The organism is Haloactinomyces albus (genome assembly GCF_031458135.1).
Classification (GTDB): Bacteria; Actinomycetota; Actinomycetes; order Mycobacteriales; family Pseudonocardiaceae; genus Haloactinomyces; species Haloactinomyces albus.
In genome coordinates, this window is record NZ_JAVDXW010000002.1 from 200116 (window position 1) to 217698 (window position 17583).

General features: G+C 66.5%; 14 protein-coding genes and 5 pseudogenes. 12 read left to right on the plus strand and 7 right to left on the minus strand.

The window, feature by feature from the left end:
- Positions 1-260 precede the first annotated feature (260 nt).
- Entirely contained in the window at positions 261-2465 is a 2205-nt protein-coding gene (locus JOF55_RS23830) for a putative bifunctional diguanylate cyclase/phosphodiesterase (RefSeq protein ID WP_310279096.1), read from the minus strand.
- Positions 2466-2696: 231 nt separating this feature from the next.
- Here JOF55_RS23830 and JOF55_RS23835 point away from each other — a divergent pair, with 231 nt between their 5' ends.
- Positions 2697-2984, plus strand: coding sequence for an AbrB/MazE/SpoVT family DNA-binding domain-containing protein (locus tag JOF55_RS23835; RefSeq protein ID WP_310278996.1), 288 nt, complete (start codon positions 2697-2699; stop codon positions 2982-2984).
- A complete protein-coding gene (locus JOF55_RS23840; RefSeq protein WP_310278999.1) occupies positions 2981-3361 on the plus strand; it encodes a type II toxin-antitoxin system VapC family toxin in 381 nt (126 codons plus the stop codon). Before JOF55_RS23835 ends, JOF55_RS23840 begins: the two co-directional genes overlap by 4 nt.
- Before the next feature lie 553 nt (positions 3362-3914).
- Here JOF55_RS23840 and JOF55_RS23845 read toward each other — a convergent pair.
- The gene (locus JOF55_RS23845) at positions 3915-5117 is read right to left on the minus strand and encodes a CU044_5270 family protein (RefSeq protein WP_310279001.1); all 1203 of its coding nucleotides are present in this window, start codon (positions 5115-5117) and stop codon (positions 3915-3917) included.
- Positions 5114-5620, minus strand: coding sequence for a SigE family RNA polymerase sigma factor (locus JOF55_RS23850; RefSeq protein WP_310275387.1), 507 nt, complete (start codon positions 5618-5620; stop codon positions 5114-5116). The genes JOF55_RS23845 and JOF55_RS23850 overlap by 4 nt, the downstream gene beginning before the upstream one ends.
- Before the next feature lie 170 nt (positions 5621-5790).
- Between JOF55_RS23850 and JOF55_RS24660 the strand changes: the two are divergent.
- The 4 genes and pseudogenes from JOF55_RS24660 to JOF55_RS23865 form a co-directional block, all read left to right on the plus strand.
- A pseudogene (locus tag JOF55_RS24660) lies at positions 5791-5895 on the plus strand (recombinase family protein); the annotation flags it as partial.
- A 190-nt stretch (positions 5896-6085) separates the two neighbouring features.
- On the plus strand, positions 6086-7402 hold the full coding sequence (locus JOF55_RS23855; protein ID WP_310279004.1) for a N,N-dimethylformamidase beta subunit family domain-containing protein: 1317 nt from the start codon (positions 6086-6088) through the stop codon (positions 7400-7402).
- 509 nt (positions 7403-7911) lie between these two features.
- Positions 7912-8739 carry a serine/threonine-protein kinase gene (locus JOF55_RS23860; RefSeq protein WP_310279007.1) on the plus strand — a complete coding sequence of 276 codons (828 nt, stop codon included), beginning with the start codon at positions 7912-7914 and terminating at the stop codon, positions 8737-8739.
- A gap of 556 nt (positions 8740-9295) precedes the next feature.
- Positions 9296-9565: an antitoxin gene (locus JOF55_RS23865; RefSeq protein WP_310279011.1), complete on the plus strand. Its 270-nt coding sequence runs from the start codon at positions 9296-9298 to the stop codon at positions 9563-9565.
- A 128-nt stretch (positions 9566-9693) separates the two neighbouring features.
- Here JOF55_RS23865 and JOF55_RS23870 read toward each other — a convergent pair whose 3' ends face one another.
- The 4 genes and pseudogenes from JOF55_RS23870 to JOF55_RS23880 all read right to left on the minus strand — a co-directional run bounded on the left by JOF55_RS23870 (position 9694) and on the right by JOF55_RS23880 (position 11917).
- Positions 9694-9903: a hypothetical protein gene (locus tag JOF55_RS23870; RefSeq protein WP_310279016.1), complete on the minus strand. Its 210-nt coding sequence runs from the start codon at positions 9901-9903 to the stop codon at positions 9694-9696.
- Positions 9904-10195: 292 nt separating this feature from the next.
- Positions 10196-10747 (minus strand): annotated as a pseudogene (locus tag JOF55_RS24665) (ABC transporter permease); the annotation flags it as partial.
- A gap of 43 nt (positions 10748-10790) precedes the next feature.
- Positions 10791-11553 (minus strand): annotated as a pseudogene (locus JOF55_RS23875) (ABC transporter ATP-binding protein).
- Positions 11554-11791: 238 nt separating this feature from the next.
- Positions 11792-11917: a hypothetical protein gene (locus JOF55_RS23880; RefSeq protein ID WP_310279019.1), complete on the minus strand. Its 126-nt coding sequence runs from the start codon at positions 11915-11917 to the stop codon at positions 11792-11794.
- A gap of 132 nt (positions 11918-12049) precedes the next feature.
- Between JOF55_RS23880 and JOF55_RS24720 the strand changes: the two are divergent.
- The 6 genes and pseudogenes from JOF55_RS24720 to JOF55_RS23910 all read left to right on the plus strand — a co-directional run.
- Positions 12050-12742, plus strand: a pseudogene (locus JOF55_RS24720) (sensor histidine kinase); the annotation flags it as partial.
- On the plus strand, positions 12731-13201 hold the full coding sequence (locus tag JOF55_RS24725; protein ID WP_445352018.1) for a sensor histidine kinase: 471 nt from the start codon (positions 12731-12733) through the stop codon (positions 13199-13201). The pseudogene JOF55_RS24720 and the gene JOF55_RS24725, both read left to right, overlap by 12 nt.
- Before the next feature lie 74 nt (positions 13202-13275).
- Positions 13276-13968, plus strand: a complete 693-nt coding sequence (locus JOF55_RS23890; protein WP_310279025.1) for a response regulator — start codon at positions 13276-13278, stop codon at positions 13966-13968.
- 74 nt (positions 13969-14042) lie between these two features.
- The gene (locus tag JOF55_RS23895; protein ID WP_310279028.1) at positions 14043-15272 is read left to right on the plus strand and encodes an IS4 family transposase; all 1230 of its coding nucleotides are present in this window, start codon (positions 14043-14045) and stop codon (positions 15270-15272) included.
- A gap of 639 nt (positions 15273-15911) precedes the next feature.
- Positions 15912-16495, plus strand: a pseudogene (locus JOF55_RS24670) (cyclic nucleotide-binding domain-containing protein); the annotation flags it as partial.
- A gap of 46 nt (positions 16496-16541) precedes the next feature.
- On the plus strand, positions 16542-17579 hold the full coding sequence (locus tag JOF55_RS23910) for a family 2 encapsulin nanocompartment cargo protein polyprenyl transferase (RefSeq protein ID WP_310279036.1): 1038 nt from the start codon (positions 16542-16544) through the stop codon (positions 17577-17579).
- The last annotated feature ends 4 nt before the right edge of the window (positions 17580-17583 follow it).

Below are 17583 nucleotides of genomic sequence, written 5' to 3' on the forward strand. Positions count from 1 at the left end.
CCGCCCCGGTTGCCCCGGAACGACACTCCATCCGGCTCGCGACGACGGCACTCACCCGGCAACACCTCGACCCGGGCATACACCTCGACGACAGCGTCCCGGCGGATGGTGGCAATGCGCTCCATCAACGAGATCACACCGGGCCGTTCAACTTCTCACGATTTTTCTCCAGAGCCCGGCTCTGTGGGGGCACCGGTGAGGTCGTTGCGGTCGGGATCGGTGTCTGCCGTGGTCAGCGCCAGGTCGCGGTGGACGGGCCGTTATTGCTGTTGCTGCTGCGGGAGGGGTGTTTGCTTGTTCAGCAGGGCGTGGAGGTCGCCGTTGGGCAGGGGATGGGAGAACAGGAACCCTTGGTAGGCGTCGATGCCGAGGGCGATGAGCAGGTGGAACTGGACGGTGGTTTCCACGCCTTCGGCCACGCAGCGGCGCCTGATGGCGTGGGCCATGTCCACGGCCGAGCGCACGATGGCGCGGTCGAACTCGTCGTTTTCGATGCCGGCGATGAATTGGCGGTCGAGTTTGATGCTGCCGACGGGGAGGTCCTTGAGGCGGGCCAGGGAGGAGTAGCCGGTGCCGAAGTCGTCCACGGCGAAGGTCACGCCTTGGTCGATCAGGGTCTGCATGGCTTGTCGGGTGGCGTCGGAGGGCTCGAGCAGGGAGGTTTCGGTGATCTCCAGGACCAACCGGTGCGGCTCGACGCCGGAGCGGGTGAGGGTGTTGCCGAGGGTGGTGAGGAAGTCGGCGTCGCCGGCGGTGCGGTTGTTGAGGTTGACCCACACTTGCACCGGTCCCGGCGGTGTCTCGGGCCAGTCGGCCGCCTGCGCCAGGGCGGTGCGCAAGATCCACTGGTCGAGGTCCTGGATCAGGCCGGCTTGTTCGGCGGTGGGCAGGATGACCGCCGGGGACAGCATTCCCCGCTCCGGATGCTGCCAGCGCACCAGGGCCTCGACGGCGATGGGTGACCGATTGCCGTCCACGACCGGCTGGTAGTACAGCTCAAGGGCGTCGGTGTGCAGCGCCTGAGCCAGGTGTCCTTCCAACTGCACCTGCTCGCTGACGTGGGTGAGCATGGCCTCCTCGGCCAGCTGCACCTGGCCAGGGCCTTGGCGTTTGGCGGCAAACATCGCCGCATCGGCATACCGCAGCAGATCCTCACCGCTGGCAGGCTCCGCCGGCAGCATCGCCGCGCCCACGGAGGCCGAGATGCGGATGAAGTGCCCGCGCAGGGGCACGGTCATGCGCAGAATCCCGGCCACGCGTCCGGCCAGTGCCTGCAGCCCTCCAGCTTGCTCGAGCTCGGTGCAGATGATCAGGAACTCGTCGCCGGACAGGCGCGCGACGGTGCAGCCCGGCAGCTCGGCGTGGCGCAGGCGCTGGGCCACCTGCGCGATCAGTTCGTCACCGGCGGCGTGGCCCAGCGAGTCGTTGACGCGTTTGAAGTTGTCGATGTCGCACAGCAGCACCGCCGTGTCTCCGGTGGCCTGCTGCAGCGATTCCTCAATGCCGCGTCGGTTGGCCAGCCCGGTCAGCGCATCGTGGGTGGCCTGCTGCTGCAGCAGCTCGGCCTGGTGCAGGTAAGTGGTGATGTCCTGAAAGATCACCAGCCAGAACTGGCTGCCCTCCTGGGACGAGGGGGCGTAGCGCACCTCGCAAATCACCGGCCGGCCGTCGCTGCGCATCAACGTGCGCTGGCGAGCCCCCGAGGGGCCGGTGCCGTGTTCGCGGCCGGTTTCGGTGCTGATCCCCTCGCTGCGCTCACGCGGGTGCAGCAACTCGGTGCCCGACATGCCCGACAGCTGTGAGCGCGAATACCCCGTCAGCCGGCGCAGCGCCTCGTTGGCCTCCCGGATCCGGTCGTGCTCATCGAACAGTCCCACCCCCACCGGAGCGAGGTTGAGCAGGTCGGAAAACCGCTGCTGGCCCGTTTCGATCGCTTCGTGCAACTGGGCGCTGCTGCGGGCACTGGAAAGCGCCACCGCGGCGTGGGCGCCCAGGATCCAGCCCACCTGTTCGGAGTGCTCGTTGAACGCGTTGGGCTGCGAGGAATAGAGATTCAGTGCGCCGAGGTTGTCCTGCTCGGTGAACAGCAGAAACCCCATCATGCTGCCGACCCCGAGCTCGCGGGCCCGCGGCCCGTAGCGCGGCCAGCGGTCCTGGGATTCGGTCAGGTCGGGGATGCGATAGATCTGCTCTTTCCCAACGGCCACATCGAAGCACGGCCCCTCACCCAACTCACCTTGGATGTGGTCCGACTTGCGGACGCGGTCGCTGCTCGCTGCCAGGGTCTGCACCTGCTGTCCGGCTCGCAGCACCAGCACCCCGGCATCGTCGCACCCATCGACGATGCCCACCGCGTGCTGCACGATCCGATCCAGAGTCCGCTGCACCGAATCCTGCTCGAGCAGGTCGCGGGCCATATCGGCCAGCGCCTGCGCCAATTCCTCCGGCTGCCTGCTCCCTGCCATGCTCACCGAATGCCCGTGGCCGCCCGGCCGACAAACCCTTGGCCGCGTGTGCATCGGGCGGCGTTTTGGCAGTTCACCGGCCTGTCCTCACCCGATAGTGCTGTGACCGCGAAGGTTGGTCGGGTTTGATCACGTGTCAGTAAGTCACATGCTGTCACTGATTCAAAAGTAATGACACGATGAACAATTTAGAGTCTTCATTGGGTAAATAGTGCGTGTCACACTGGAACCATGCCACACGACCATGGGGAACAGCCCGAAGGAACGGTCGGCGTCAATGGCCAAGGCCGAGTGACGCTGCCGAAGACGGTTCGGGAAGCCGCCGGGATCAAGCCCGGCGACACCCTCTACGTCCACACCGACAAGGACGGACAGCTCGTACTCGAAACCCGCCAAGCTCGCATCCGGCGCATCCGCGAGCTCGCGAACCCAACGGGAGCCACGGACTCGTTGGTCGACGAACTGATCGCCGACCGGCGTGCCGAGGCCGCCCGCGAGGCCGACGAGGACGCAGCATGAGCGCCGTCCTCGATGCCTCCGCGTTGATGGCCTGGCTGCGCGACGAGGACGGCGCCGACCAGGTCGATGAACACATCGAGGGCGGCGTCATCGGCGCTGTGAATCTCAGCGAGGTCGCGCAGAAGATCAGCCAGCACGGCGGCGACGGGAGCCGGGCAGCAGCTGAAGTCCTCGGGATGGGGCTGGTCCTCACCCCGTTCGCCGGTGAGGACGCGTTGGCCACCGCCGAGCTGTGGCCGCGCACCCACGCGCACGGGCTCTCCCTCGGCGACCGGGCGTGCCTGGCACTGGCCCACCGCCTCGACCGCCCGGCCCTCACCGCAGACCAAGCATGGAAGACACTGGATCTCGACGTCGAGATCCAGCTGATCCGATGACTACGGGCGCCGCCGCGAAATCCACGATCGGCTATGGCGACTGGGCCGACCACGGAGGCAACGAGGCACACCAGTTCTGCGGCGCCCAGGCCGCCGCTGCAGCCCGCACTGCTGGCGAAACTCGGCGTGACCATCGGCGTGAGCCTCCTGCGCTGGCCGGCCGGCGCGGTTAGCGGGCAGTTCGCCCTCTTGGTGGTCGGGCTCGGTGTGTGCCTGCCTGTATGCGGGCTGCGGTGTCCCAGGGCGGTAGAAGTCCCCGCGGCCAGTGCGGTCGCGGGGACTGTGATGTTGCTGGTCCTCTTTCGCTGGGGGTCTTCACTCGTGATATTGCGCTATGGTGTTGGCTGCGGGTGCGTAGTTCGCAGAGCTCTGGGGGCGGGTTCGATCGGTGTTGGTGCTTTTGTGGTGTTGTGGATCAGGGACCGGGTCCACCGTCTGGCTTCGGTGCGGGTTCTGCTCCATACCGTGGCCTGTCCGGTGTTCGGGCTGAGCACGGTCCGGCCTGGCCCGGAGTTGACGATGAGTTCGTCCGGTGTCGGTGTGTTCATGGGGCTCACTTCGGGATGGCGAACTTCGGCTTGTCGGTGATGTTCGTGGTCACGGCCGCGGAGTAGAAGACCGTTCCCTTCGGGGCGGTGAGGTTGGCCGGGAGTGTGAGCTCGTCGCGGCCACCGGGTTTGACCACCACCTGCCGCTGGCCGATGTATTGGTAGTCGGACTTGTTGAAGATGATTTCCTGCCGGATGTGGCCGGTGGAACTGACGCGGCCGACGGCGATACCGGGTTGGCCGTTGAAGGTGGTGGTCTCCTCGGTGACGGTGACGCCGGGGATCTTCAGGGCCGCGCGGTAGAGGGCAGCGCGTAGCTCGGACGGCACCAAACCGCTGGTCAGCACCCCGGAGAGGCGTCGGAACTGGGTGTCGGCACGGCTGTCGTTGAACACCACGGCCGATTCGCCGTGTCCGGTGGCCAGCGCATCCAGCAGTGCTTGCGGCTCATGGGGGAGCGAGGCCAGAAACTTCGGGGTCGGGTCCAGCCACGTGGCGGGTTTGTCCTCGATCGGCGTGCGGTGACTGTCCTTGGAGTTCCGGTCGCCGACCGCGCTGCCGGGATGTCCGGGTTCGATCGGGTGCATGGTGCGGCCGGTCTGCTTGCCGTGGTGACTCGGGCCTGCGAAGTACCGGGTTGTCGTCTCGAACCGGTCGGGATAGTGGTTTTTGACGTAGCGCTTGTCGTCGGCACTGCGAAACTTCGTCGCGATCGGCCCTGTCCGGGTTCGATACATCATGCCCTGGGCCTTGGAGGGTATCCACACCTCCTCGCGAGTCTTCTTCCGGAAGGCAATGAACGCGTCGTCCGGAACGGGAGTGGACGTGTGCTGCCCCTCCTTCGCGGGGATGCGGGCCAGCCGCCAGTGCTCTGTCGTGATGTGGGTGTACTGGCCGGGGCCCGGCTTCGCGGTGTCCGCGTTCTCGGCCGCGGTGTGCAGCACGTGAGCTACCGTCTCCACACGCGCGGTCCGGGACGCGCCGCCGGCCGAGCCGAAGCCGGCCACGTTCAGGCCGGCGCCTGCCACCACCACGGCGACCGCGGCGGCCCCGGCCGTGCGGGCGCGCCGAGCACCCCGAGCGCGCCTGCCGCGCCGCAGCACACTTTGCCAGGCCCGGCCCTGACCGTCCGGAGACAGCCCCGGCTCGGAGGACGCATCCCCCAAAGCCCGGAGATGGGTGATCAGGTCTTCGTCGTCGATGTTCACAATGCCACCTCTTCGATGTCCGATCCGGTGAATAGGTCCCCATAGGCCTTGCGCAGGTTCCCGAGTCCGTGGGCAGCCTGGCTTTTGACCGTGCCGGGCGAACAGCCCAGCGCCGCGGCGACCTCGTCGATGGGAAGGTCGTAGACGAATCGCAGCACCAACACGGCCCGTTGCCGTGGAGGCACCCGTAACAGGGCAGCCCGCAAGCCTTGACGCTCGAGCTCGCTGTGCTCCTGCTCCACCGGACGCTCCGGCACGTCGGCCATAGCGTGCTCGCGGCCACGTCTCCCGCGACGGGTATTGATGAACAGCCGCGTCACGGTCTTACGCAGGTAGGCCTGCGCGGTCGCCCGCCGGACCCGGCGCCAATGCGAATACATCCGCACGAACGCCTGCTGCGCGATCTCCTCACTCTCCGCGTGATTCCCACAGAGGGTGTAGGCATACCGGCACGCGGAGGCGAACTGCGCGGCGAAAAACTCGGCGAACTCGCCGTTTCCCACCGCCGCGGACTGTCCATCATCGTCTGTGCTCGCATGCCGCACCGCAAGTCCCTCCCAGGGCCAATACCCGATCTGCTCGACTGCTCTGCCCCCACTACAAGCAGGCGGCCAGCCAGGTTGTACGACGCCAACAAACCCACCCGAAAAGTGACCTGAACCACTGACATCGACGGGCACGACCCGGATTCGACCGGGCACTGGCCGCCGTCCGCGGCGGCGACACCCTCGTCGTGCCGAAACTCGATCGACCGGCCCGCTCGGTACCGGATGCTCGGCGCCATCGGTGACAACCTCACCGACCTGTTCTCCGTTGGACGAGCGGCCGTGTACCGCACCCTGCAGCGAGACTCGACCTCAGGCACGGCCGCGTGGCCGACGCTTTCCATGTGGCCGGCCGTAGCAATCGGAGAACCGGGCTTACGTGGAGGTTACTGGATAGGAGCACTCGCAGAGACACACGCCGGGATGCGTGCTGCCCTGTGCAAGTCTCCGTCGCTGTGGCAGTTCAACGCCGACCTGCATCTGGTGGGCTGGTTGACCGAGATGGGCTACGAGTTCGACGTGGTTACCGATGAGGACCTCCACCACGAAGGACTCGAAGCGATCGAACAGTACCGGGTGGTCATCACCGGCTCGCACCCGGAATACTACTCCGGACAGATGCTCGAGGCGGTGCACAGCTACACCCAAAACGGTGGCTGCCTGATTATATGGGCGCGAATGGTTTCCACTGGGTCATCAACCACTACCCGGAAAACGGAAACATCGTCGAAACGCGGAAAGGCAACGGCTCGCAGACATGGCGAGCCGAACCGGGCGAATACCACGTGTCATTCACCGGCGAGTACGGCACCATCTGGCGGCACCGCGGCCGCGTGGATGTTCGACGGCATCGACCTCGACGAACAGCTCGGAAACTTCGGGCTCGTCGGCGACGGCGCCGCCGGCTTGGAACTCGACATCTACGACGCCGAACTCGGTACGCCACCCGAAACAATGATCGCGGCAACCTCCGAAAGCCACACCGATGTCTATCTCGAACTTCTCGAAGACCAAGGATTCAACCAGCCCGGCCTCTCGGGCACCCAAAGCGGACGGGTCCGCGCCGATATCACTTACCGCCCCACACCCCATGGAGGCGGCGTATGGTCCGCAAGCTCCATCGTCTACTGCGGATCGCTGTCGCACAACAACTACACCAACAACATCTCCCGGCTGACCAAGAACGTACTCGACCGATTCCTATCCGATCAGCCAACCCCCCCGGAATATCCTCACAGGAATAAAGCACGATCCAGCCGTTCAGGACCGGCCTTCCGCTCGTCGGTGCTGGACGCCGTACTTTGCGCTCCGGGACACGCTTCGGGGCGCCGGCACGTGTCGAGGATCCACTGCTCGAAATGCGGCCTCCGCGCTCCACAACAACGTTTCCGTGAGCCGATCCAGCTCGGCGAACGTGACGGGGGATCGAGGGACCTGCTGTTCTCCGAACGTGTACCCCGCGATGGCTTTTGCGGTGCTCATGGGACGCTCCCTTCTTCCCTCAGAAAGCCATTGGGTACCCGGTGTGCAGGATGTACGCCACCCCACCGCGCGCCCGCTGCGCTACGCCCGCCCGAGATGGAGGTGCGCGTGGGCGCGCGCGGACACCTGCCCGGCCGGCCACCACAGTGGGCAGGCTCGCTGTCTGCGACGCGTGTTCGCCACCCGCGGTGCGCGGATGTCCGCGGCGTCTGTAGCACCGTCGCGTACGGCCTGCAGATGCGCGCTCGAGCAGGGTGACACACCGAGTGGCATCGGGGCAGCCCGTGCATCCCTACAACATGCACCCCGGCCAGCGCTGGGTCCTTCCTCCCAGGGTGGGGCGGGCTCAACAAGCTGAAAGCATTGTCACGATTGTCGCTTTTGTCTGGATACCAGGATCGAGTGTCTGGATAATGATCCACAGCGATCCTCGCTGTCACCGTGGCGGCGAATGTCGACGAGGAGGTAGCAACGGTGGGTTCCTGGTTCGATTCGCTGCGCCCGGCCAAGCGCGATCATGGTTCACGTTCGGGCAGTGGCGGCCACAAACGTCACCGCTCCGGTAGCGGCAGCGACCACAAGCGTCGCAACCGCTCGGGCGACCGCAGCGACTCCAACCGCCGCCACCGTAGCGATAGTTGACGTCGGTGGTGGACACAGCGTTGTCGACCGGGTCAGCCGTTCCGGCCGGCTCGGCCGGTTCCTGCTCCGAGGAACCGGTCCGGTCCAGGCGACCGGCGAAGCCCGCGACAGAACCCGGAGCATGGTTGTCGCCGGGATACCGGGTCGTCGCGCACTTGCGGCGCGGAAATCGACTGGATGTCTACGACCTGTGGAGCGAGGAACGGTCCTGTCGCTGCGTCGGTAAAACCGTGCGCCCGGAACACGCCGACGACGAGTCCGTGACCGGATGGTTGCGCAACGAGGGGATGCTCCTGACGACGTTGACGCACCCACACCTGGTACGTGGCTACGACACAGTGCTCACCACGGAACCGATCCGCCCTCTCGTGATCACCGAAACCCTGCCGGGCCACACCCTGAGCCTGCTCATCGCAGAACACGGAGCTCTCGCACCGGACGACGTCGCCCTGCTCGGAGCACACCTGTGCTCGGCGCTCGGTTACCTGCACCGCCGGGGATGGAACCATCGCGATGTCAAGCCGTCCAATGTGGTCGCGTTTGGCGGGCGCGCCGTACTGCTGGACCTGAGTCTCGCGTGCCGCACAGGCACACGCGGCTCCGGCGGTACCTTCGACTATCTCTCCCCGGAACAAGCACGTGGCGAGGAGACGACCGAAGCCACCGATACCTGGGGACTCGGCCTCACCCTGTACGAGGCGCTGTCCGGGACGACGCCGTGGGCGGCGGTGTCACACCGGGAACGCCGCGAGGACGGCACACCCCGCTACCCGCAGCGCGACAGCACTGCCGCACCGTTGCGTACACACCGGAACCTCCCCACCGCGCTGGCCGAAACCGTCGACGCCTGCCTCGCACCCGAACCCGGCTGCCGACCCACGATCGACGAGGTATCAACCCGCCTGGCCACCTGGTCGGGAATCGATCCAGCCACCGTGGAAGAAGCCCCATGAGGCAAGATGGGGCACTACCGCGTCATTCGTGTAGCTTCCCCGCGCGGGGGCATCGTCGAGCAAGGCGTGCTGACGTAGGCGGGTCCTGAGCATCTAGTCTTCCTCGCCGCGGGCCGTGGAGGCGCGTACCTCGTTCCACGCGCTGGTGGGGAAGTCGCAATTTCCCCACCCGGGTCCCTGGGAGTGATCCCCGGGTGCGTAGCGGGTCCAGGTTCCGCCGACCTCGGTGACGGCCCGGGGACGTGATCGTGGGTGTAGCCGAGCATCCTGGCGACGACGGGTGCGGGTGCTTGGAGAACGAGCTGGCGCAGTGCTGCCGTTCGGTGAGCGAGTGCCGGGATTCCGCGACCTGCTGACCCCGCAAGAGAACCTGCGTTCGTTCGGCCTTCGGGAACCGCGCGCCCTCACAGACCGTTGCCGGGGCGAGGCGTGATCGCGACTCCCGTGGCCACGGAGGGACCGGCAAGTTTGCCCGGCCCGTGATCGGGGTAAAGCGGCGGCAGCCCTGAGGGCCTCATGTGGTCCGTATACCGACCTGGCGAGAGGAGAGGCCGACATGAGCATGATGGACAAGCTGAAGGAGCTCGCCAGCAAGAGCCCGGACAAGGTCAAGCAGGGGATCGACAAGGCGTCGACCTTCGCCGACGAGAAGACCAGCGGCAAGTACCACGACAAGATCAGCAAGGGTTCCGAGCAGGCCCGGAACTTTGTCGACAAGCAGGGATCGCAGTCCCAGGGCGGCCAGGAAGGTCAGCAAAGCCCCGGGCAGCAGGGACCCAATCAGAGCGGCGACCAGTCCCAGGGTGGTGACCAGCCCCGCCAGTAACCAACCACATCGGTAATCAGCAGTAGCGGGCCGGAAGGGGTTTCGCTCCCTTCGGCGCGCCCGCTCCGGAGCACGACCCAGGGGTGCGATGCCGCCCGAGTCGGTCGGCGCCAGGGGTCCGACATCGGTCAGCCGTCGAGGAGCGCGCACGCGACAACTGCCATGATGACGTATCCCTGGAGGATCGCTCCGGCTGTCACCGCGTCCAGGTCGAACGCTGCCTGAACGTCGGCGGTGGGGTGGCTCCAGCGCTGGACGAACATCCAGGCCCCACCGGCCACGGTGAACGTGCGGAATGCCGGGATGGTGAAGGCGATCACGGCGAGGACGTGCAGCACGCCTCCGCCACGGGTACCGCGCAGCCGCTCGATCGCCGGCCGCGGTGCGCGGGAAGAGCCGGTGAGAAGCAGCGGCAGGGCGACGTTCTCGCGCGCGGGCAGCTCGGGCAGGAGCTTGCCCCTCCTGGCAGACGGAACCGAGCTTGTCCCGAGGAATTACGTGCTCACCCATACGGTGAGCACGTGCTTCTCGGTGCCTTTCCCGAGCACGGTTTCGTTGGTTATTCGTCGGCGATTGCGGCCACGACCGGGACGCGGGCGGCGCGGCGGTGTCGGTCAGCGTGCGTGCCAGGTGTGTGGCCTGCTGCGTGCTCACCCCGAGAAACGACTTGTCGGCATACCGCGGGGACTCGCCGGGATCGACGAGGCCGACGATGCGCAGCGTCCGGCTCGCGGAATCGAGACCGTCCACGTTCACGGTGACGGTCTCGCCGAGGCTCAGCCCGCTGCGCTGGGCAGTGGCCCGATCGAGAACCGCCTCGCCGGGCTGGGCCGGCAGTCGGCCCGCCGTGACTTCCGGCCAGCCCAGCCTCGAGTCACCGGGGACGCTGACGAGGGTGCCGGCTACGGTCGGCCCGCTGGGATAGTGCACCACCGCCCGGTTCGACACGCGTATCCGCACGTACGCGCCACTGACACCGTCGACCTGGCGCACGGCGGCCGCCACATCGCGGGGGACATCGGTGGTGCCGCCGGAAGTGGTGACCACGACGTCGGCCCGTCCCAGATTCTGGTTGTAGGTGCTGGTCAGCGCGGTGCGCATCGCGTCGGTGAACAGGAACGCGGCGGCCAAAAACGCCGTCGCGGCCACGATGGCCACCGACGACAGCAGCAAACGGCCCATGTGGGCGCGCAGATTCGCCAGAGTGGTCTTCAGCACGACGGGTTCACTTCTCCAGTGTCTTCAGCGTCTCGAGGATGCCCTCGGTGGTCGGAGTGGTCATCTCGCCGGCCAACTGGCCGTCACGCAGAAACACCACCCGCTCGGCGTAGCTGGCCGCGGCCGCGTCGTGGGTGACCATCACCACGGTCTGGCCCAGCTCGCTGGCCGACATGCGCAGAAACGACAGCACCTCCGCCCCGGAGTGGGAGTCGAGGTTGCCGGTCGGCTCGTCGGCGAAGACCACCTCCGGGCGGGTGATCAGAGCGCGCGCAGGCCACCCGCTGCTGCTGGCCGCCGGACATCTCGCCGGGCCGGTGCCCGAGGCGGTCACGCAGGCCGAGTGTGTCGATGACCTGGTCTCGCCAAGCCGGATCGAGATCGCGTCGGCCGGCGATGTCCAGCGGCAGGTGGATGTTCTGCTCCGCGGTCAGTGTGGGCAACAGGTTGAACGTCTGGAACACGAACCCCACCCGCTGCCTGCGCAGCAGGGTCAACTGCTTGTCACCCAAGCCGACGATCTCGGTGTCGCCCAGCACCACCGAACCCGACGCGACCGTGTCCAGACCGGCCAGGCAGTGCATCAACGTCGATTTCCCCGACCCGGACGGGCCCATGATCGCGGTGAAGGCCCCGGAAGCGAACGACGCCGACACGTGATCCAGTGCCGTGACCGGGGATCTCTCGGTGCCGTAAACCTTGACCACCTCGCGGGCGGTGACGGCAACTGCTCGGGTGTGCTGGTCACGAGTGTCCTCAGAGGCTGTCACCGGCACCAGGAACTCCTTCCCTGCGCCCACGGGCGCCTCTCGATGTGATCCGGGCGCGCCCTTCCCCGGTCCGTCGTTGCGGGGTTTTCAAGGCCGCCGACTGTGCTCTGCACGGATACACAGTCTGCGGCCCACAATCGTGATCCCACATCGCACGCAGGATCGGGATTCGCCGTAGAACCTGAGGACGAGCTCGCACACAGCACTACCGCCCAGGTCGCACACGGTTGCCCCGGATTCACGAGGAGTCGCGTGTGCTCCCGGTCTCGGAGCGCCGAGTTCGCGGATTCTCCTGCCACCGGGAGAGATTCTCGTTCTCGGTGGGGAGCATGCCGTAGCAGCTGTGCACACCGCTGGTGGTCACGTGTCGGTGCGACCTGGGGAGTAGCCGCATGTCCGACCGACGCTGGCCGTCACGGTTCCCAGCCGAAACGTAACCTGACAGGCGTGTATCGCGCCGTAGGAACCTGGATACGCGAGCTACCCGCGGCTTGTCGACACGGCCCTCGCAGCACCGCTGCTGATCCTCAGCACCGCGGGCGTGGCCAGCGTGTCCGATGCCCCGATCTGGTGGATGGCGCTGCTGGTGGCCGGCGGACAGTGCGGCCCGGTGCTCATCCGACGCGAATGCCCGATGACCGCGTTCGTGATCGCGTCGTGTGCGGCGTTTGCGCAATGGCTGCTCAACATGGGGCTGTTGCCGGCCAACCTCGTGCTGTTCGCCGCGCTCTACAACGTCGCCTCCCGATGCCGTTGGCACAGCGCGGCATTCGCGGCTGCCGTCGTGGAGCTCGGCGCCCTGCTGGCGAACATCCGGTGGTTCACGTCAGCCGGTGGGCCGCGCATGCCAGTGGAACTGATCCCGGCCACGATCCTCATCGGCTCCATGTGGATCTGGGGAAACAGCGTCCGCACCCGGCGGGCGTACCTGACGAGTCTGCAGGAACGGGCCGTGCAGGCAGAACGCGAGCGCGACAACCAGGCGCACATCGCGGCGGCAACGGAACGTGCCCGGATCGCGCGCGAGATGCACGACGTTGTCTCGCACAGCCTCAGCGTCATGGTGGTGCAGGCCAACGGCGCAGCATATAGTCTGCGCAGTCAGCCCGATCGCGCGGAGCAAGCTGTGACGACGATTCGCGACACGGGCCAGGCCGCTCTGACCGAGATGCGGCGCATGCTGGGAGTTCTGCGGGATGGCGAGTCCGAGAATGACTCGTATACGCCACAACCAGGGATCGCGCAGCTCGATCAGCTGGTGGAGGACGTGCGGGACTTGGACCTGCCCGTGGAGTTCACCGCGGAAGGGGTTCCACGAGCGTTGCCGACCGGCATGGAACTCGCGGTATACCGCATCGTTCAGGAAGCACTCACCAACACGCGCAAGCACGCCGGACCTCACGTGAGCCGGGCACGGGTGCGGTTGTGGTATGGCGATGACGTACTGGAAGTACGCATCTCCGACGATGGTCGTGGCGCGGTCACGTTTCTCGGCAGTACGACCGGCGGCGGGCACGGACTTGTGGGCATGCAGGAGCGGGTCGCCGTCTATGGCGGATCCATACACAGTGGCCCACAGCCTGGGGGAGGGTTCGAGGTCGTCGCATCATTACCCCTCAATGCTCCGATGAACGGTAGTTCCGATTAGCGACGACGTCCAAATTCCTCGTTCTACGTCAAACGCTATCAGACAAGTTCCGTCAAGGAGGGAATGCGGAAACGGTGACCGAATCACAGAATGGACCGGAGATCCGCGTCGTGCTGGCAGACGATCAGAAGCTCGTGCGGGAAGGTTTCCGCTTAGTCCTCGGAGCGCAGGCGAATATCGACGTGGTGGGCGAGGCCGAGGACGGCGAGGGCGTGTTGGACATACTTCGGACGCTCCCCGTCGATGTCATCCTCATGGACGTGCGCATGCCGCGAATGGACGGAGTGGAAGCTACACGGCGCAGCTGCGCGACGACCGGGAGCGCGCGTGTACTGATATTGACGATCTTTGACCTCGACGAGTACGCATACGCGGCACTCAAAGCGGGAGCAAGTGGCTTTATACTGAAAGACGTCTCGCCAGCGGACCTGCTGTCCGCGATCCGCTCCGTGCACTCGGGAGAAGCGGTCGTAGCTCCCAGCACGACACGACGACTTCTTGACCAATTCACGGGCCAATTGCCCAACACCGGCGAGACACCGCCCCCTCCCGCCTCTCTGGAGGAATTGACACCCCGTGAACGGGAGGTACTCGCTTTGATGGCACGCGGACTGTCGAATGCGGAGATCGCGGGAAGGCTCGTGGTCTCCGAAACAACGGTGAAGACCCACGTAGGGCGCGTGCTGACAAAACTCGATCTGCGCGACCGGGTGCAAGCGGTAGTGCTGGCATACGAGACCGGACTGGTCAACGCCCGGAACGCCTGACACTTCTGCTCGCCCTACCAGCGCTAGACCCAATACCGCTGATTTAGGTTGGGTGTGGCTGGTAGTGTGTGTTCATGCCCAGGCCTGGTCAGGTGACGTCGTCGTCGCGGGAGCGGTTGCCGGATCGGATTGCGATTGGGGTGCTCACGCGGGCGTTTCCGCCGGAGTTGGTGGACGAGGTGCTGGCTGCCACGGGGCGGGTGGAGCAGCGCAAACGGCTGTTGCCGGCGCGGGTGGTGGTGTATTTCGTGCTGGCGATGTGCCTGTTTCGTCAGGAAGGCTATGAAGAGGTCACCCGGCTGTTGACCAACGGATTGGCCTGGACACGGCACTGGCAGACGCAGTGGCAGGCGCCGACGACGGCGGCGCTGTCGCGAGCCCGGGCCCGGCTGGGTGCCGAGCCGGTGGCCGCGTTGTTCGAGCGGGTGGCTACTCCGGTGGCTACCGCGGCCACGGCGGGGGCGTGGTATCGCGGCCACCGACTGGTTGCCGTGGACGGCACCACGTTCGATCTGGCCGACACTCCGGCCAACGGGGACTACTTCGGTCGGCCGGGCAGTTCCCGCGGCGACGGAGTGAGTGCCTATCCGCAGGCCCGCGTGGTCGCGCTGGCCGAGTGCGGCACGCACGCGATCTTCGCCGCCACGTCGGCGCCGCTGACGACGACCGAGTCCAAACTGGTCCCGAAGTTGTGGCCCGCCCTGGCACCGGACATGCTGCTGCTGGCCGACCGGGCTTTGTTGAGCTTCGGCGCCTGGCGGGCCGCCACAGCCACCGGGGCCGACCTGCTGTGGCGAGCCCGGTCCAGCGCGGTGCTGCCCGTAACCCGCCAGTTCGACGACGGCTCGTATCTGTCCGAAATCGTGGCCGCCCGGGACAAAAACCGGCGGGCCGACCCGGCCACCGTGCGGGTGGTCGAGTTCACCCTCGGCGAGGCCGCGACGGTCTACCGGCTGGTGACCAGCCTGCTCGACCCGGAGCAGGCTCCCGCTGCCGAACTGGCCGCCCTGTATGCCCAACGGTGGGAGATCGAAACCGCCCTGGACGAACTCAAAACCCACCAAGGCGGGCCCAACCTGATCCTGCGCTCGCAACACCCCGACGGGGTCGAACAGGAACTCTACGGTTTCCTACTGACCCACCACGCCCTGCGCGGCCTGATGCACGACACCGCCGCCAGCGCCGAGACCGATCCCGACCGGATCTCGTTTCTGCGCACACTGCGCGTCGTCCGCCGCCAGGTCACCGACCAGGCGGCTTTTTCCCCCGAACCGCCTGATGCGAGCACTACGGTGCACCCGTAAGGAACTGCTACGTCATCCGCTGCCGCCCCGCCGACGTCGTTCCAACCCCCGCGTGGTCAAACGCAAAATGGCCAACTGGCACCTCAAACGCGCCCACCACCGAGACCCACCCCCACCCAACATCACGATCACCATCGTCACCGCCACCAAACCGGCTCCACAACGCCGAAAACCACCAAAGTAAGCAGTATTGGCGCTAGACCGCATGGGGAGGTCGGCGCCTCGCTCGTAAGTTGGCGCGGGACACGGTGATGCACGGTGGCTTTGTCTGCGGTACCGCGAGCGTGACCGGCCTCGTCGAGCAGGACGACATGTTCTGCTGTGGCTCCTTCCTGGGACGAGTCGGTGAAGCTTTGTCGATCTTGCCCGTTTACCGTTAGTTGGTCGACGTATCGTTCGTGTGATGCAGTACGGGCCAGCACCCTGTCGCCGTGTGCTGTATCGATCACCGACTGTGCTTAATACAGGCAAGTGATCACTCGATTTCGTGATCGACACGGCAACCTCAGCCCGACACGATCATGTCGACCAAGATCACGTTCGGACGCGCCCTGGTGGGACACGTGGTGAGACGAATCCACAGTGGCTCACGGACGGATCGCCTCTTCCGGGTATGCCGACATGCGTTCCTGGAGTGACATGAATGGGTGGTGTGTGGTGACGAGCACGGAGTCGGTGGCTGGACAGGAAAGTGGCGACGGCCGGTCGCAGTTGAGTCTGGGGACGGCGGCTGCGCGGAATCTGGCGACGACGAAGACGCCGCCGCAGATGCAGGCGATCAGCCCGCGGTGGCTGCTGCGCATGCTGCCCTGGGTCGAGACCACCAGCGGCACCTACCGGGTCAACCGCCGGTTGACCTATGCCCTCGGCGACGGGCGGGTGGCCTTTTCCAACACCGGGGACCAGGTCCGCGTCGTGCCCCCGAACTACGTGAACTGCCCTCGCTACGTGGGCTCGACGACGAAGAGACACTGACCGTGCTGGCCGATCGATTCACCCAGCACCACTACGCTCCCGGCGACGTGCTGACCACTGCCGGGCATCCGGCCGAGGAGCTGCTGCTGGCCCACGGCAAGGTCAACACCCGCATCCCCGGTGCCTACGGCGGCGAGGCCTCACTGGAGGTACTCGCCGATGGCCAGTTCCTCGGCGACGGCGTCCTCACCGGCACACAACCAACCTGGCCGGTCACCACCACAGCCATGACTCCGTGCGACGCCCTCGGCGCGTTGGAAAACGTCGAAATCGCTCGGTGAAAGGAGCGAGACCATGGCCTCCACCGAGATGATGCCTCACGAACCTCAGGCGCAGGAAGCGCTGGCGTGGAGCCGCCGGCACGTCGATCCCGCGCTGCGGGCGGCCATCGACACGCTGCCCGAGGACATGCGCCACATCGCCGGGTATCACTTCGGCTGGTGGGACGAACACGGCCAGCCCATCCAGGCCGGAAGCGGTAAGACCCTGCGCTCCGCGCTGCTCCTGCTCACCGCCGAGGCCGTCGGCGGGTCCGTGCAGGCGGCGGTCCCGGCCGCGGTCGCGGTGGAGCTGGTGCACAACTTCTCGTTGATCCACGATGATGTCATCGACACCGATGCCACCCGTCGCCACCGTCCCACGGCTTGGAGCGCGTTCGGGATCAGCGCGGCGATCCTGGCCGGAGATGCCCTGCTCACCTTGGCCTCCGGCGTGCTCGCCGGCAGTGGGCACCCCGCCGCCCTACCGGGAATGCGGCTGCTCAACACCGCGGTGCAAGAACTGATTCAAGGCCAGGTCATGGACCTGTCCTTCGAGCAACGCAGCGACGTCGACCTGGCCGAATGCCAGCACATGGCCCAAGCCAAAACCGCCACCCTGCTGGCAGCCGCCTGCGAACTCGGTGCCCTGTTCGCAGGCGCCAGCTCCGAACGAACCGAGCACCTGCGCAATTTCGGCCACGAACTCGGAGTGGCCTTCCAGCACGTCGACGACCTGCTGGGCATCTGGGGCGACCCGCAACACACCGGTAAACCGGCCTATTCGGACGTGCGCGCCGGCAAGAAAACTCTGCCCGTGGTGTTCGCACTGAACTCCGACACACCAGCCGGAAACGAACTCGCCTCCCGCTATCACCACGACACCCCGCACTCGGCCACCGAACTGACCGAGACCGCAGAACTCGTTGACCACGCCGGCGGACGCGCCTGGAGCCAGACCCAGGCCGACCAGCGCCTCACCCAAGCCCTCCAGCACCTCCACGCGGCAAGCCCCGTCACACGCGCCACCGAGCTGGACGCCCTCGCCCGTCTGGTCACCCACCGCGACCATTAGCACC